The sequence below is a fragment of the Rhizobium sp. PK7-22 genome (assembly GCF_056530405.1).
Genome location: NZ_CP096514.1, coordinates 3,677,432 through 3,692,329, shown reverse-complemented (window position 1 = coordinate 3,692,329; position 14,898 = coordinate 3,677,432). Strand labels below are relative to the sequence as shown.

The 14,898-nt window shown below is 62.7% G+C and carries 14 protein-coding genes and 1 pseudogene; 8 read left to right on the top strand and 7 right to left on the bottom strand.

Features of this window, described 5'->3' with window-relative positions; translation table 11 throughout:
* Position 1: 1 nt before the first annotated feature.
* From M1E10_RS22905 to M1E10_RS22895, 3 genes and pseudogenes are all read left to right on the top strand, one after another.
* Positions 2-769: pseudogene (locus M1E10_RS22905) on the top strand (glycerophosphodiester phosphodiesterase); the annotation flags it as partial.
* Positions 770-793: 24 nt separating this feature from the next.
* Positions 794-1,747 (top strand): LacI family DNA-binding transcriptional regulator, encoded by a 954-nt coding sequence (locus tag M1E10_RS22900; protein WP_499177279.1) that lies wholly within the window; start codon positions 794-796, stop codon positions 1,745-1,747.
* The gene (locus M1E10_RS22895; RefSeq protein ID WP_499175088.1) at positions 1,748-2,575 is read left to right on the top strand and encodes an inositol monophosphatase family protein; all 828 of its coding nucleotides are present in this window, start codon (positions 1,748-1,750) and stop codon (positions 2,573-2,575) included.
* Here M1E10_RS22895 and M1E10_RS22890 read toward each other — a convergent pair.
* The 4 genes from M1E10_RS22890 to coxB form a co-directional block, all read right to left on the bottom strand.
* Positions 2,572-3,432: a glycerophosphodiester phosphodiesterase gene (locus M1E10_RS22890; RefSeq protein ID WP_499175087.1), complete on the bottom strand. Its 861-nt coding sequence runs from the start codon at positions 3,430-3,432 to the stop codon at positions 2,572-2,574. The two genes, M1E10_RS22895 and M1E10_RS22890, sit on opposite strands and share 4 nt — an antisense overlap.
* A gap of 158 nt (positions 3,433-3,590) precedes the next feature.
* Entirely contained in the window at positions 3,591-3,941 is a 351-nt protein-coding gene (locus M1E10_RS22885) for a hypothetical protein (RefSeq protein WP_499175086.1), read from the bottom strand.
* Complete coding sequence (ctaD, locus tag M1E10_RS22880) at positions 3,938-6,454, bottom strand: cytochrome c oxidase subunit I (RefSeq protein WP_499175085.1); 2,517 nt, start codon at positions 6,452-6,454, stop codon at positions 3,938-3,940. Before ctaD ends, M1E10_RS22885 begins: the two co-directional genes overlap by 4 nt.
* Entirely contained in the window at positions 6,451-7,125 is a 675-nt protein-coding gene (gene coxB / locus M1E10_RS22875; protein ID WP_499175084.1) for a cytochrome c oxidase subunit II, read from the bottom strand. Before coxB ends, ctaD begins: the two co-directional genes overlap by 4 nt.
* A 54-nt stretch (positions 7,126-7,179) precedes the next feature.
* Between coxB and M1E10_RS22870 the strand changes: the two genes are divergently transcribed.
* The gene (locus tag M1E10_RS22870) at positions 7,180-7,680 is read left to right on the top strand and encodes a DUF2231 domain-containing protein (RefSeq protein ID WP_499175083.1); all 501 of its coding nucleotides are present in this window, start codon (positions 7,180-7,182) and stop codon (positions 7,678-7,680) included.
* On the opposite strand, the gene M1E10_RS22865 is transcribed toward M1E10_RS22870, so the two are convergent.
* Positions 7,658-8,158: a CopD family protein gene (locus tag M1E10_RS22865; RefSeq protein WP_499175082.1), complete on the bottom strand. Its 501-nt coding sequence runs from the start codon at positions 8,156-8,158 to the stop codon at positions 7,658-7,660. The two genes, M1E10_RS22870 and M1E10_RS22865, sit on opposite strands and share 23 nt — an antisense overlap.
* A gap of 312 nt (positions 8,159-8,470) precedes the next feature.
* Here M1E10_RS22865 and M1E10_RS22860 point away from each other — a divergent pair, with 312 nt between their 5' ends.
* The 3 genes from M1E10_RS22860 (at position 8,471) to M1E10_RS22850 (ending at position 11,548) form a co-directional block, all read left to right on the top strand.
* Positions 8,471-9,004 (top strand): DUF992 domain-containing protein, encoded by a 534-nt coding sequence (locus M1E10_RS22860; RefSeq protein WP_499175081.1) that lies wholly within the window; start codon positions 8,471-8,473, stop codon positions 9,002-9,004.
* Between the two features lie 216 nt (positions 9,005-9,220).
* Positions 9,221-10,267 (top strand): carboxynorspermidine decarboxylase, encoded by a 1,047-nt coding sequence (locus M1E10_RS22855; RefSeq protein WP_499177278.1) that lies wholly within the window; start codon positions 9,221-9,223, stop codon positions 10,265-10,267.
* A 39-nt stretch (positions 10,268-10,306) separates the two neighbouring features.
* Entirely contained in the window at positions 10,307-11,548 is a 1,242-nt protein-coding gene (locus tag M1E10_RS22850) for a saccharopine dehydrogenase family protein (RefSeq protein WP_499175080.1), read from the top strand.
* A gap of 55 nt (positions 11,549-11,603) precedes the next feature.
* On the opposite strand, the gene M1E10_RS22845 is transcribed toward M1E10_RS22850, so the two are convergent.
* Positions 11,604-12,326, bottom strand: coding sequence for a response regulator (locus M1E10_RS22845; protein WP_499175079.1), 723 nt, complete (start codon positions 12,324-12,326; stop codon positions 11,604-11,606).
* Positions 12,327-12,340: 14 nt separating this feature from the next.
* A complete protein-coding gene (locus M1E10_RS22840) occupies positions 12,341-13,564 on the bottom strand; it encodes a GAF domain-containing sensor histidine kinase (RefSeq protein ID WP_499175078.1) in 1,224 nt (407 codons plus the stop codon).
* 264 nt (positions 13,565-13,828) lie between these two features.
* On the opposite strand from M1E10_RS22840, the gene M1E10_RS22835 reads away from it, so the two are divergent.
* Positions 13,829-14,845: an ABC transporter substrate-binding protein gene (locus M1E10_RS22835; RefSeq protein ID WP_499175077.1), complete on the top strand. Its 1,017-nt coding sequence runs from the start codon at positions 13,829-13,831 to the stop codon at positions 14,843-14,845.
* Positions 14,846-14,898: the final 53 nt, after the last annotated feature.

Genomic DNA, 14,898 nt, shown 5'->3' with positions numbered 1-14,898 from the left:
CATGAACGATCTCTCGGACTTCCTCGCCCGCTTTGCCTGGCCGTCTGCCGCATCGAGCCGGCCATTCTGCATCGGGCATCGAGGGGCAAGCGGCCATAGCGTCGAGAACACGCTGTCTTCGTTTCGCCTCGCTGCCGAACTCGGTGCCGAGATGTGGGAACTGGACACTCAGATGACGGCCGACGGCGTGGTCGTCGTCTCCCATGACGACCATCTCCAGCGGGTCTTCCAGAAGGATCTGCATATTTCGCAGATCTCGTTTGCGGACCTGCAGAGAGAGGTTCCGGATGTGCCGAGCTTCGAGGACGTGGCGGCCCTGGCGCGCGAGACCGGCTGCGGCCTTTACGTCGAATTGAAGCGGGCTGGCACAGGCCCGCTCTGCTGGCAGCACCTGAAGGATAAGGACCAGCGCTTCGCCTGCTTCGGCTCCTTCGACGTGGCGCAGGTGCGCGAACTGCGGGATCTGGGATGCGACTACCCGCTCTCCGTGCTGATCCGGGTCGGGGCTGATCCGCATACCCTTGGTGATGAAGCGGGCGCCGATATCCTGCACCTCTGCTGGGAGCGGGCAAGCGAGACGCCGCAGCAGTTCGTCACCGAGGCGCTTCTGGAAAGAGCCTTCGCCGACGGCAGGCAGATCGTGCTGTGGCACGAGGAGAGACCTGAGGTCCTGAGCGACATCATGACCCTTCCGGTTCTCGGCATCTGTACCGATCTGCCGGATCTGATGCGGTCGAAGCCGGGCAATGGCAACGGCCAGGCGCGCGAATTGCGCAGGGTCACCTCCTTCGACGTGGCAAAGGCGGCCGGCGTGTCGCGCGCCGCTGTATCGAGGGCGTTCACACCGGATGCCAGCGTTTCGGACAAGACGCGGCAGAAGGTCTACCAGGCGGCCAAGGAGCTTGGCTACCGCGTCAACTATCTGGCCCGCAGCCTCACCAACAAGCGCTCCGACCTCGTGGGGCTTGTCGCCGCGGGTCTCGACAATCCGTTCCGCACGCTGCAGCTGGAGCAGCTGGCGCACACGCTGATCGCACGCAATTTCCGGCCGATCCTGCTGCCGACATCCAAGGAGGCCGACAGCGCGACGGTCATCGGTCAGCTGCTGCATTACGCCGTGTCGGGCGTGATCGTCACCTCCGACGCGCCTCCCTCCCATATTTTCGAAGAGTGTGCCGCCGAGGGCGTTCCGGTCGTGCTGATCAACAAGGGAGAAGACTTTCCCTTCGTCGACCGGGTCGTTTCCGACGATCGCATGGCGGGCTACACGGCTGCCGATGTTCTTCTGAAGTCGGGCGCGAAAAAGCTCGCCGTGGTCTCGGGAACCGCCGTCTCCTATTCGTCACGCCGAAGGGCGGAGGCCTTTCTGGCCCGCTGTGTGACGCTCGGTGTCGAGGCGCAGCTGGTGCCGGTCGCGATCAACGATTACCTCCATGGTCAGCAGGTGGCAGGAGAGCTGCTCGATCTGGGCATCGACGGCGTCTTCTCCGTGAATGACTACATGGCCTGCGGCGTGCTGGACGGTCTCTCAGCCAGGGGCCGCAACGACGGGTCCATCAAACTCGTCGGTCACGACGACATCCCCCAGGCAAGCTGGAGCCCCTATCAACTGACGACCTTCCTGCAGCCCTGTGACGTGCAGGCGAGCCAGGCCGTCGACCTGCTGACCAGCCGCATGTCCGAACCGGATGCCGTGGCGCGGGTAGAGTTCACCCCCGTCACCCTGATCACGAGAAGAAGTGCATAGATGACACCATTCGATATCGCCTCGCTCAAGCCCCGCGCCGAGGCAGCCATTTCCGTTGCCCGCAAGGTTGGTCGAGCGGCTGCCGCTTTCAGGGCCGAAGCCCTGCCGGAGACGCTTGCCGTGGAGAGCAAGGGAACCCAGGATTTCGTCACCGTGGCCGACAAGCGCGCCGAAGACTCCATCCGGACCACGCTCCTGGGCGACTTCCCGGAGGACGCTTTCATGGGCGAGGAGGGGGGCGGAGTTGCCGGTGAAGGCGGGACCTGGGTGGTCGATCCGATCGACGGAACCACAAATTTCATCCGCGGCTTCCGGCACTGGGGCGTCTCCATCGCATTCGTTGCCGCGGGCGAGATCCTGATCGGGGTGATCTATGACGTCGCGCAGGACAAGGTGTTCCACGCCGTTCGCGGTGAAGGTGCCTTCAAGGATGGCGCGGCCATCAAGGCATCCACCACCACCGATCCCGGGCATGCCATCGCCATCCTTGGCCACTCCCGCCGCACGGATTTCGAGGACTATCTCGCTGTTGCTCGCGACCTCTACGACCGCGGCATCGACTATCGGCGCATGGGAGCGGCCGCAATCGGGCTTGTCCGGGTCGCGGAAGGCATCTCCGATCTCTACTACGAGCGGCAGCTGTCGGCCTGGGACATGCTGGCCGGCATCCTCATTGCCCGCGAGGCTGGCGTGGACGTGTCTGCGCCGACGCTGGCGCAGATGATCGCCCGTGGCGGCCCAGTTGTCGCCTGCACGCCAGGCTTGTCCGCCGAACTGGCTTTCTTGCTGGAAGCGGCCGGCTTGTCTGCGAGCGCTGCTGTCGCCTAGGCCGCGGCGGCCACTCTGGCGGCCCAGGCGCGTTCGGTGGCCGGAGCCTCGTCGGTGGTGATCTGGTCGGGTTTGAGCGCCATCAGCGACCGGAATTCCTGCCATTCGGTTTCGCTGAAGCCGCGGGCAGGATCACGCAGGTTGTAGGTCCAGGCGTCGACGATCTTGCCGTGGTCATGGCAGATCCCGATCATGTCCAGCCCCTGCCTGGCGGCGTCCAGCAGAAGCGGCCAGGCCAGATAGATGGTCTCGGGTTCCGTCGGACCCGTGATGTCTGCGATCAGGGCCTTCTCGACTGCGCCCGGGCCCGCGCCGTGGAGCAGATCCACCAGCTGATCGGTCGGGTCGATCCCGCGCCGCAGATCGGGCATGCGTTTCTTGATGGCGAGGATCAGATCCAGGTCGGATGCACTGACGATCACGTGCTGCCCCAGGTGACGGAAATGATCCGCGAGATGGTCCAGTCCCCGTTCGCTGATCAAGGCAAGATCATCCTTCATGTCGAACTGCAGAAGCGCATCCGGATGCGCCGTGGGGAGCATGTCGGCCAGATCTTCGCTGAGCGTCAGAGCCTCGCCACCAACCTTCATGTGCAGTTCCCGGAGGTCGGCAGCCAAGGCATCGCGCACGGGGCCGCGACCGGTCGTCTCTCCCTCCAGAACATCGTCGTGGAGAACCACGAAGCCACCGTCGGCTCGGACCTTCAGGTCCAGTTCCATGGAGGCGCCGAGGCGGAAGCCGTCCTTCATGACTGTGGCTGAAAACAAGGGGTCGTCGAGCCGGCGGCGAAGGCGGTGCCATTTTAGGCGGGTGATGTGACCCTCGTGGGATATGGCGAGCCCTCGGCAGTCGCTCATCGGACGCGGCGCCGGGGTGACAGTGGGGTCGCTGGCGCACTTGGCATGACCGAATCTCCTGATGCTGTTGGTTCGTTCCTCCTAGGCACCAACAATGTCAGTTTTGCAAAAAAAACCGAAAACCAGTGCTGCGTATCCAGGCGGCAACGTCGGTGGGATCATGTTCCGCAGAGGGTGAGCCAGACGACGCCGCCGAAGGAGAAGGGGATGGCAATGGCTGCGGCAAGCCAAACGTAGCCGCCAACCTCGCGCACGAATTGCGCCGTGTCGTCGGCGGGCTGTCGTTCTGCCCTGCGTTTTCGGGCTCCCAGGAAGGGAATAATTCCCGCCGCGATCGACAGCAGAAGCAATCCGATCAGCACCGACCGCAGAACGGGATGTTCGCCGAGCGCCGAAACATTATCGCCGGCAAGATGGCAGCCGGTTGCCTGGACGCCGTAGAACAGCAGGAAAAGGACACTCCAGAACAGAAACCCGGCGATGATGTAGATGATCGGATGAATGGTCATGGAGAAACCTCGCTGGTGAGGCTGGCGAGCACGAAGGGGAAGCCCGCGGCGGCGAGCCCCACCATGGCGGCAAAACCGTGCCAGAGCATGCCGATGCGCAGGTCCAGATTGCGTCTCGGCGAGACGAAGCCGCTGCGCACCCGCCAGATCCCGTAGCCGGCAAACACGGCTCCAAGCCCGCTGTGCATTGCGGCGTAGATGAAGACGACGAAGATACTGGCGACGGCTGCATGGCTGCGGGGGGATGGGAGGGCAGTCAACGCCAGCCACAGGAAGACGGTGGTGGCGATCAGGTGGCCGATAGCGGCAAGCGAAAGCCAGCCGATCGCGCCCTTGCCGCCCCCGGCGGAAGCCTGGCGACCGGACCACGCCGCCAGCACCAGCGCGACGGCGGCGATTGCAGGCCCCAGCAGGCCGATCTGGCCGATGTCCTGAGGTGGCCAGTTCGGGGCTGAGATCCAGAGGAAGAGGCTCCCGAACAGAAGCGAGATATAGGCGGTCGCATCGGCGACGAGCGCAAAGACCATGGCCCACCACGATGGCGGCCGCTCCGCCTCGATGTGCGACGGCAATTCCTGGCCGTTGCCGATCGGGAGGTTTCCGATGTCATTCTTTTCTGCGGTGTCCCTGCTCCACAGGAGGAACATGAAGACCACGGAGGCGAGGGCGAAGGGCGTCACCCAGTAGAACTTGAAGAGCAGCGACAGGAAGAAGAAGCCGGTGCCGATCGCTGTCCAGAGCGGCATGAAGGACTGGCGCGGCAGACGAACCACGTGCTCGGGTTTGCCGGTCACGATGTCGACGGCCAGAAGCTCCATGCGCCCGTCGCGCGGAAAGCCGAGCAGTCCCTTGCCGGCGGCAAGCTGCGGTCCGATGACATCGGGATCGAGCAGGTCCGCCCGTCGATCGATGACCGGGAGGGACGCGAAATTGTAGGAGGGTGGCGGTGTCGGCATCGCCCATTCCAGCGTCCCGGCCCGCCAGGGGTTGCGGTGGTAATTGCGGCCGAAGCGAAAGAGGAGGATGAAGTCCAGTGCCACCAGGGCAAAGCCCATCGTCATCACGAAGCTGCCGAGGGAGGAGAAGAAGTTCAGCATCTCCCAGCCCGATTCCGGAGGATATTCGAACACTCGCCGCGGCATGCCCCGCAGGCCGGTCAGATGCATCATGAAGAAGGTGATGTTGAAGCCGAGGAAGATCATCCAGAAGGCGGCCTGCGACAGATGCTGCACGGGCTGGCGACCGGTGATGTGCGGCAGCCAGTAATAGGCGGCCGCCAGCATGGGAAACACGAAGCCGCCCACCAGGACGTAATGCAGGTGCGCGACCACGAAGTGGGTGTCGTGCGCCTGCCAGTCGAAAGGCACCATGGCCAGCATCACGCCCGTCAGTCCGCCGATCACGAACACGAAGAAAAAGCCGATGATGTGCAGCATCGGAATGGAAAAGCGCGGTCGCCCGTGGCTGATAGTCGCCAGCCAGGCGAAAATCTGGATGGCGGTCGGGATCGCCACGAGCGCGCTGGCGGCGGAAAAAAACGAGAGCGCGACGTGCGGGATCCCCACCGTATACATGTGGTGGACCCAGAGCCCGAAGGACAGGAAGGCCGTCGCGACGAGCGCCGATATGATGATCCTGTAGCCTGCAAGCGGTGCTCCGGCAAAGACCGGGAGAATTGTCGATATGGCGCCGGCCGCCGGCAGGAAGATAATGTAGACCTCCGGATGGCCGAACAGCCAGAAGAGGTGCTGCCACAGGAGCGGGTCGCCGCCGCGGTTCGGGTCGAAGAAGGGCAGGCCGAACGCCCGTTCGGTCTCGAGCAGGATCGAGCCGAGGATCAGCGGCGGAAAGCCGACCAGCATCATCGTTGCGACGATCAGCATGTACCAGGCAAAGATCGGCATCCTGTCGAGCGACATGCCGGACGCCCGGAGCTTCAGGATCGTCACCATGATCTCGATGGCTGCCGAAAGCGCGGAGATCTCGACGAAGGTGATGCCCAGCAGCCAGACGTCGGAGTTGATGCCCGGAGAATAGATGTCCGAGGAGAGCGGCGTGTACATGAACCAGCCGCTGTTGGGCGCCACGCCGCCGATCAGGGCGATGATCAGAATGCTGCCGCCAAAGAGATAGCACCAGAAGCCGTAGGCGGTAAGCCTCGGGAAGGCCAGGTCACGGGTGCCGAGGAGCTTCGGGAGGAGGTAGATCGTCAATCCCTCGAAGAACGGTATCGCAAACAGGAACATCATCACCGAGCCATGCATGGTGAAGACCTGCGCATATTGCTCGGCATCCATGAAGGCACTTTGCGACGACGCAAGCTGCGTGCGGATCAGCATGGCAAGCAATCCGCCGATGGCAAAGAAGATAAGCGCGGTCAGCATGAAGCGCTTGCCGACCACGTTGTGGTTGACGGTCGCCAGCCGGGCCCAGCCGGGCTTCGTCGCCCAGATCCGGTCCAGCGCATGGTGAAGGGCAATCGGCGTAGAGGGTTTGTCGTGGTGATCTGTCATGGAGCTTTCTCGATGCCAAGGGCGGCGGCGTAATCCTCTTCCGCGTGTGCGTGGACCTCGAAGTTCATCCCGGCATGGCCGGTGCCGCAATATTCCGCGCACTGGCCGCCGTAGCGACCCGGTCTATCTGCGCGCAGCCGCAGATAGGTGACATGACCCGGGACGGCATCGATCTTGCCCGCCAGGCGCGGGATCCAGAAGCTGTGGATGACGTCGATGCTGGTGACCGCAACCTCGACCGTTTTCCCGGCGGGAATGTGCAGGACGCCCGAGGTCACCGGGCTCTCAGCTGTTTCCGGGTAGCGGAATTCCCACTGCCACCGCGTTCCCAGGGCCTCGACGCGAATGAGCTCCTCAGCTTCTGTGCCGCCACCCCTTAGCAAGTACTCGCCTTGCCAGAAGGCGTAGAAGGTCAGGGCGAACAGGATCGGGATCGGCAGCGCGAGCCCGCCCGCCAGGATCCACGATCGTTGCGAGATCCGCCTGCCGAAGTGCGGGAACATGAGGGCGACGAAAAGCAGCCCCATGACCAACAGGAAAAGCAGAACGGATGCCCCCAGCATCACCCACCACAGCCGCGCGATCGACGCCGCGGAGGGCCCCGCCGGATCCAGGGCCGACAGGTTGCCGTTGCAGCTGGCGAGGAGGGGAGTACCAAGGCCGAACAGCAACCTTGGGAACCACTGGCGGCATTGCCGGATTATCCCGCGAAAGGGAGAACGGTCATGGCGGACGTCGAAGATAGGGAAAATCCGGTAGTCTCCGAGGTTATGGAAAAGGACGTGACCTCCGCAGTTGCCGTGGCCGGGCACCCGCTGCATGCGATGACGGTTCATTTTCCCATTGCACTCGTGTTCGTCACCCTGGCGATCGACGTCATCTACTGGTGGTCCGGAGATGCGTTCTGGCTGCGGGCCGGCCTGTGGTCCTCGGGCGGTGCCTTTTTCATGGGCGCGGCAGCCGGTGTGGTCGGGACCATCGAGCTGCTTTCGGTTGCCGGCATCCGCGAGCGTGTCGCCAGCTGGGCGCATGCCATCGCGGCCATCATGCTGATTGCGCTCGCCGGATTGAACTGGGGTCTGCGCGTGACAGAATCGGCCGAAGTCCTGCCTCACGGGCTGCTGGTTTCCATGATGGCGGCAGTCGTGACGGGAATGGCCGGTTGGCATGGCGGCAAGCTCATCTTCGATCATGGCATTGGCCTCATGGTATCGCCCAAGGACTGACGGACTGCACGAGACGTCGAAGTCCGCCGGGCTCGAACATGCCCTCGATGATCGCCGCGTGGATCGTCGGCTTGGCGAGCACGATGAACAGGATTGCGAGGACCACGCCGCCCGTCAGGACGGTCGTCATGACAAAGCGCCAGACGGGATAGACCTCGCCTTCGCGAAACAGGCGGATGATGACCAGTCCTGTCAGGACATGCAGCACGGCGAGCAGGGCGACAAAGAAGAGCTTGAGCGAAAACCAGCCGGCGAAGGTCTGCTGACCGAAGATCAGCATGATCCCGCTTGCAACTGCTATGAAGGCCGCCGGAGAAATGATGGCCACATAGGCAAAGCGAACGATCATCTGCAGGCGGTAGAGCGAGTCCTTGTCCTCCACATAGGCGCGTTGCACATAGAGGCCGGGCAGGCTGACGAGGCCTCCCGCCCAGATCGCGATCGCGGCAATATGCAGAAACTTCAGGCTGAGGATCATGAAGATCCTCGATTCAGCCCATCGGTCGCCGATCCGACTCCCCAACTCATTCCGTGACCCATCCCTTGGCTTGACTGTTCACGACCGCAATTAGGGCGGGAGCGGGAGGCTTCTAGTCACGACGGTGTGAGAAAGCGGCAGCTGGCGTCGACCCTTCGCCCAGGCATACGTTCGCACCCCGCCTGAAACACATCTTAATGAACCGTTATCACCGGCGATGGATCATTTTTCCATCACATTCGTTCTCTTCAACTGAAAGCACGCATGGCGCCATGAGGCGATGTGCGACAGCATTTTCAGAAGGAGCTAAAAATGAAAAAGATTCTTGCGCTCACCGTATCCGCAGCCACCGCCGCATTCGCATCGGCACCGGCCGCATTCGCCGCTGACGCAGTTCGCTATCAGGAAACCGCACCGGTCTATCAGGACGCTGGCGCGCGCAACGGCGTGAAGCTCGGCTATCTGGCCTGCGACATCGGTGGCGGCGTCGGCTACGTGCTGGGCTCGGCCAAGGAAGTAAGCTGCGTGTTCACCTCCACCGACGGCGATCGCAGCGACGCCTACGTCGGCAGCCTGCGCAAGATGGGCATCGACCTCGGCTTCACGACACGCGGCAAGATGGTGTGGGCCGTCTTTGCACCGACGGCTGGATATCACACGGGCTCGCTCGGTGGTCTCTACCAGGGCGCAACCGCCGAGGCGACCGTCGGTGCCGGCATCGGTGCCAACATCCTGATCGGTGGCACCTCCGGGTCGATCCATCTGCAGACCGTCAGCGTCCAGGGACAGTTGGGCCTCAACATCGCGGCCACCGGCACGTCCATGACGCTGACGCCGGCCAGCTAATCTGACGAATGGCCCTCTCTTCCAGGAGGGCCATTCGCTTCTGCGGGCAGCCGTGCTCTCGCAAGCTTGTCTGTCACATATGCGCTGTTGGGTTGAACCTCCGGGCGATCCGGGGTATTCGGCCCCCTTTGTGACGAGCAAGCTCCGAGGCTAGGCGTGACCAGCACTATCCAGACCCCCTATTACCTGATCGACAAGTCGAAGCTTCTTCGCAACATGGAGACGATCGCCACCTTGCGCGAACTCTCCGGTGCAAAGGCACTGCTGGCGCTGAAATGCTTTGCCACCTGGGGCGTGTTCGACTTCATGCGCGACTACATGGACGGCACAACCTCGTCCTCGCTCAACGAAGTACGCCTCGGTCATGAGCGGTTCGGCAAGGAAACGCACGCCTATTCCGTCGCCTATGCCGACTACGAGATCGACGAGGTTGTCAGCCACGCCGACAAGATCATCTTCAACTCCATCGGACAGCTCACGCGGTTTGCCGACAAGGCCTCCGGCATCACCCGCGGCCTGCGGCTGAACCCCGGCGTATCCTCCTCCAGCTTCGATCTTGCCGATCCCGCCCGCCCGTTTTCAAGGCTGGGCGAATGGGATCTTGCGAAGGTCGAGCCGGTCATGGACCTCGTGTCGGGGTTCATGATCCACAACAACTGCGAGAACGGCGATTTCGAGCTCTTCGACCGCATGCTCGGCCAGATCGAGGAAAAGTTCGGGCCGCTTCTCCGCAAGGCTGAATGGGTGAGTCTTGGCGGCGGCATCCACTTCACCGGCGAAGACTACCCCCTCGAAAAGCTCGCAGAGCGGCTGAAGCGGTTTGCCGGCGAGCATCAGGTGCAGGTCTACCTGGAGCCCGGCGAAGCCGCAGTCACCAAGTCGACGACGCTGGAAGTCTCCGTGCTCGACACGCTCTACAACGGCAAGAACCTCGCCATCGTCGATTCCTCCGTCGAAGCGCACATGCTCGACCTGCTGATCTACCGCGAGAGCGCCAAGATGCTTCCGAATGAAGGACCGCATCGGTTCATGGTCTGCGGCAAGTCCTGCCTCGCCGGCGACATTTTCGGTGAGTTCAATTTCGACCAGGAACTGAAGGTCGGCGACCGGATTTCGATCCAGGACGCGGCCGGTTACACGATGGTCAAGAAAAACTGGTTTAACGGCGTGCAAATGCCGTCAATCGCCATTCGCGAACTGGATGGCAGCATCAGGACGGTCCGTGAGTTCGACTATGCGGATTACGAGCAAAGCCTCTCCTGAGGCTTCTGACGATTGGACACGAAGGAGCAAGTCCCTATCATGAAGAAGAACGTCCTCATCATCGGCGCCGGCGGCGTCGCGCAGGTGGTGGCGCACAAGTGCGCTCAGAACAACGACGTGCTGGGCGATATTCACATCGCATCGCGCACGAAGAGCAAGTGCGACGCGATCATCGCCTCGGTTCACGAGAAGAAGGCGATGAAGCAGCCGGGCGTACTGGAAGGCCATGCGCTCGACGCGCTGGACATCGAGGCCACCAAGGCCCTCATCCAGAAGACCGGCTGCCAGATCGTCATCAATGTCGGCACGGCCTTCCTCAACATGTCGGTGCTGCGCGCCTGCATCGATACCGGCGTCGCCTATATCGACACCGCGATCCATGAGGAGCCGAACAAGATCTGCGAAACGCCCCCGTGGTACGGAAACTACGAGTGGAAGCGTGCGGCCGAATGCGAGGAGAAGGGCATCACCGCCATTCTCGGCGCCGGTTTCGACCCGGGCGTGGTCAACGCCTATGCGCGTCTGGCCAAGGACGAGTACCTGGACAAGGTCACCGACGTCGACATCGTCGACATCAATGCCGGCAGCCACGGCAAGTATTTCGCCACCAACTTCGACCCGGAAATCAACTTCCGCGAGTTCACCGGCGTCGTCTATTCCTGGCAGGGCGGCGAATGGCAGGTCAACAAGATGTTCGAGATCGGCAAGGACTACGACCTGCCGGTCGTCGGCACGCGCCGAGCCTATCTCTGCGGTCATGACGAGGTGCATTCGCTGGCCAAGAACATGGACGGCGCCGACGTGCGCTTCTGGATGGGCTTTGGCGATCACTACATCAACGTCTTCACCGTGCTGAAGTCGATCGGCCTCTTGTCCGAGCAGCCGGTCAAGCTGGCCGACGGTTCCGAGGTCGTGCCGCTCAAGGTCGTCAAGGCGTGCCTGCCCGATCCGTCGTCACTGGCGCCGGAATACGAAGGCAAGACCTGCATCGGCGACTTCGTGAAGGGCATCAAGGACGGCAAGGAACGGACGGTTTTCATCTATAACGTCGCCGACCACAAGGAAGCCTACAACGAGGTCGGCTCGCAGGGCATTTCCTACACCGCCGGTGTGCCGCCGGTTGCGGCGGCCATGCTGGTCGCCACAGGCGAGTGGGACGTGAAGAAAATGGCGAATGTCGAGGAACTGGCGCCGAAGCCTTTCCTCAATATCCTGAACCACATCGGCCTGCCGACCTGGATCCGGGACGAAGAGGGCGAACGCCCGCTGACGTTCTCCTGATTCATCCAAAGGACCTGACCCTGGTGCCGCGGCGTCTGCTGCGGCACTTTCGTTTTCACTTGATGCCCAACCACTCGTTGAGTTCGGCTTCCGCCCGCTCCAGCGCGCTGTAGTTGATCAGCTTGCGCAGGAAGGCGACCGAAACGGCGCGGCTGCGGAGGTTGTAGCGGCCTTCGTCGCCGTCTTCGCCCAGCCGCTGGTAGACGTCGAGCTTCTCGTAGAGCTGCTGCAGCCGGTTCTGGACGCTGCGCAGTGAGAGGTTCTGCCGCCTTGCAATCATCCGGTCGGTCAATCCCAGAGCGATGTCGATGAGGATCTCATATTCGACATCGGTGAAGCCATGGCTGTTGCCGAGGCTCTTCTGCTGCATGCCGCGGACCTCGCGGTCGACGACGCATTGCGATTCCATGAAGATGCCGCGCAGGGCCAGCTTGAGCCTGTCGTCGGAAGCAGATTTGAGAACGTAGCCGTAGGCGGCACCCTCCGGGACGATGCGTGACACGCCCCGCACATAGGCTTCGTCGGCATAGTTCGACCAGAACAGGATGCGGGTGTCGGGTCTTTCCTTCCAGATGGTGCGGGCGGCCTCGATGCCGTTGCGTTCCGCCATCTGCAGATCCATGACGATGTGAGCGGCGCGGTGCTGGCGCGCCAGCCCTTCGCCGATCCTGCCGTTCTCGGCCTCCAGCACCGTATCGCATTCCGGCAGGGCGGCTCGAACCGCATCGTGCAGGTAGGACCGGTGAAGAGGATCGTCTTCTATAATGAGGACTTCCATGGTGGTTTCCTTGCTCATGCTGTGCGTGTGCCGTCCTCACCGAGGAACAGGCGGATGCGGGTGCCTTGCCCGCCGCTGCTGCCAATTTCGAACCGCGCGCCGATGAGACGGGCCCTGGTGCGCATATTGTCGATGCCGTGGCCGGCCTGCTCCTGCGGGTTGCCGATGCCGACACCGTCGTCGGTCACGGCGACGGAAAGGCCGGTCGGGGCGCTCTGGAGTACGACGATGATGTTGGCGGGCTGACCGTGCCGGACAGCATTGTTGATCGCCTCCTGGACGATCCGGAACAGGGCGATCGCCACCGTCTCTTCCAGGCCGTCAAGCTTGCCTTCGCTCTCGTCGACCATCTGCCAGTCTATCGGCAGGCCGCTTTCCCGGACGGACCTGTCGAGGTGATTTTCGATCGCCTGGGCAACGCCGAAGAGCTGCAGGACGGAGGGCTTGGCCTCCTCGATGATCTGCCGCAGGTCGTGCATGCAGTGCTGGAGACTGCGGAACATCGGCTCCAGCGCTTCTCCCGGCACATCCGGCAGGTGCGTCATCCGCTCCATGCGCCGGGCCAGCCGCGTTAGGTCCGCCAAGGTCTGGTCGTGCAGATCCATGCCGATCCGCTGCCGTTCCGCTTCAAGGGCTTCCGTAAGTTTCAACGCACCAAGCCTCAGTCCCTCTTCGCGCGCCCGTGCCTCCGTTTCCACCACGGCGGAACGCTTTGCCTGCTCGGCGGCGCGCAGGGCAAAGAAATAGGGTGCCAGCAGGTCGGCGATCGAACGGGCGTTTTCGACGTCGTCCATCGTATAGTGATCAGCCTGGTGGCTGGAGCAGCTGAGGGCGCCGATGAAATCGCCCTGGACGCGTAAGGGGACATGCAGGCGGCTGCGCAGCGAGAGCTCGATGATCGGGCGCGAGAAGGCGCCGGCAAAGTGGAAGCGGGGATCGTTGCAGGCATCGCCGGACAGCAGGTAGTCGACCTCGCCGGAGAGCAGGCTGCGGATCGGGCTTCCGGTCAGCAGGGCAGGGGGCTGCTTGCTCCAGTCCGTCTCAAGGCCGCTTTCGTAGGCGATGTGATACTTCCCGTCGACCATCTTGATGCAGACATCCAGATGGTCATGAGGGATGATGTGCCCGATCTCGATGGCGACGGCCTGGATGATGGAATGGAAGTCCAGCTGGCCGGCCAGCAGCCGGGATATGCCGAGATAGTGATCGAAGAGCGCGCTTCGTGTCGGAATGAGCATTGGCGACGTCCTCCCAGCCGTCGGATTTAAGGTGGATGGCCACCCGGCACGATTAAGCGCTTCCTCGGTGCGATTGTCTTGCGGGATCCCGCATATTTCGCGCGCGTCTCCGCAAGATGCTTGCATGGATTCACCTTTGCAAGTTTGCGCTTCTGCTTCATTCTCCGCTGACTGACGCATTGGCGCCAGTGAAGACATTCGTCTGATACCGTTGAGGAGCGGGACCTGATGAATGAGCCCGTGAGGCCCAAAGGGAGGAAAATCATGACCATCAAGAGGATGCTTCTGGCATCGATCGCTATCGCATGCGTGACAGCACCCGTTTCTGCGTCGGCCGAGACGGCTGACAAGAAGATCGCGCTGTCCAACAACTATGCCGGCAATTCCTGGCGCCAGGCCATGCTGACGAGCTGGGACAAGATCACCAAGGACGCCGTCAGCCAAGGCGTCGTCGCTGCTGCCGATCCTTTCACGACCGCCGAGAACCAGGCGACGGAACAGGCGGCCCAGATCCAGAACCTGATCCTGCAGGGCTATGACGCCATCGTCATCAATGCGGCATCGCCGACGGCATTGAACGGCGCGGTCAAGGAAGCCTGCGACGCCGGCATCGTCGTCGTGTCCTTCGACGGCATCGTCACAGAGCCCTGCGCCTGGCGAATTGCCGTCGACTTCAAGGGCATGGGCGAGAGCCAGATCGAATACCTGGCCGAGAAGATGCCCGACGGAGGCAACCTGCTGGAGATCCGCGGTCTGGCCGGCGTATCGGTCGACGACGAAATCCATGCCGGCATCCAGGCCGGTGTCGAAAAGCACCCGCAGTTCAAGATCGCCGGCGCCGTCAACGGCGACTGGGCGCAGGATGTCGCGCAGCGTGCCGTCGCGGGTATCCTGCCGAGCCTGCCCGAGATCAAGGCGGTCGTCACCCAGGGTGGTGATGGCTATGGTGCTGCTCAGGCGTTTGCCGCAGCCGATCGTCCAATTCCGACGATCATCATGGGCAACCGCGAGGACGAGCTGCGCTGGTGGAAGGAGCAGAAGGACGCCAACGGCTACGAGACCATGTCGGTTTCCATTGCGCCGGGCGTCTCGACGCTTGCCTTCTGGGTCGCCCAGCAGATCCTCGACGGCAAAGATGTGAAGAAAGAGCTCGTCGTCCCCTTCCTGCGCATCGATCAGGACAATCTCGAGGCCAACCTCGAGACCACGGAAGCGGGCGGCGTTGCCAACGTCGAATACTCGCTGGAAGATGCGCAGAAGGTCATCGACGCGGCCATGTAACGGAGCAGTCATTGCTCCACCTCCCAGTCGGATGCGGCGCGTGGCGTCGCATC

Coding starts and splice junctions, on each gene's coding strand:
- M1E10_RS22895 (WP_499175088.1), top strand. CDS start 1,748: ATGACACCATTCGATATCGCCTCGCTCAAGCCCCGCGCCGAGGCAGCC.
- M1E10_RS22890 (WP_499175087.1), bottom strand. CDS start 3,432: ATGAGCGACTGCCGAGGGCTCGCCATATCCCACGAGGGTCACATCACC.
- M1E10_RS22885 (WP_499175086.1), bottom strand. CDS start 3,941: ATGACCATTCATCCGATCATCTACATCATCGCCGGGTTTCTGTTCTGG.
- ctaD (WP_499175085.1), bottom strand. CDS start 6,454: ATGACAGATCACCACGACAAACCCTCTACGCCGATTGCCCTTCACCAT.
- M1E10_RS22870 (WP_499175083.1), top strand. CDS start 7,180: ATGGCGGACGTCGAAGATAGGGAAAATCCGGTAGTCTCCGAGGTTATG.
- M1E10_RS22865 (WP_499175082.1), bottom strand. CDS start 8,158: ATGATCCTCAGCCTGAAGTTTCTGCATATTGCCGCGATCGCGATCTGG.
- M1E10_RS22860 (WP_499175081.1), top strand. CDS start 8,471: ATGAAAAAGATTCTTGCGCTCACCGTATCCGCAGCCACCGCCGCATTC.
- M1E10_RS22855 (WP_499177278.1), top strand. CDS start 9,221: ATGGAGACGATCGCCACCTTGCGCGAACTCTCCGGTGCAAAGGCACTG.
- M1E10_RS22850 (WP_499175080.1), top strand. CDS start 10,307: ATGAAGAAGAACGTCCTCATCATCGGCGCCGGCGGCGTCGCGCAGGTG.
- M1E10_RS22845 (WP_499175079.1), bottom strand. CDS start 12,326: ATGGAAGTCCTCATTATAGAAGACGATCCTCTTCACCGGTCCTACCTG.
- M1E10_RS22840 (WP_499175078.1), bottom strand. CDS start 13,564: ATGCTCATTCCGACACGAAGCGCGCTCTTCGATCACTATCTCGGCATA.
- M1E10_RS22835 (WP_499175077.1), top strand. CDS start 13,829: ATGACCATCAAGAGGATGCTTCTGGCATCGATCGCTATCGCATGCGTG.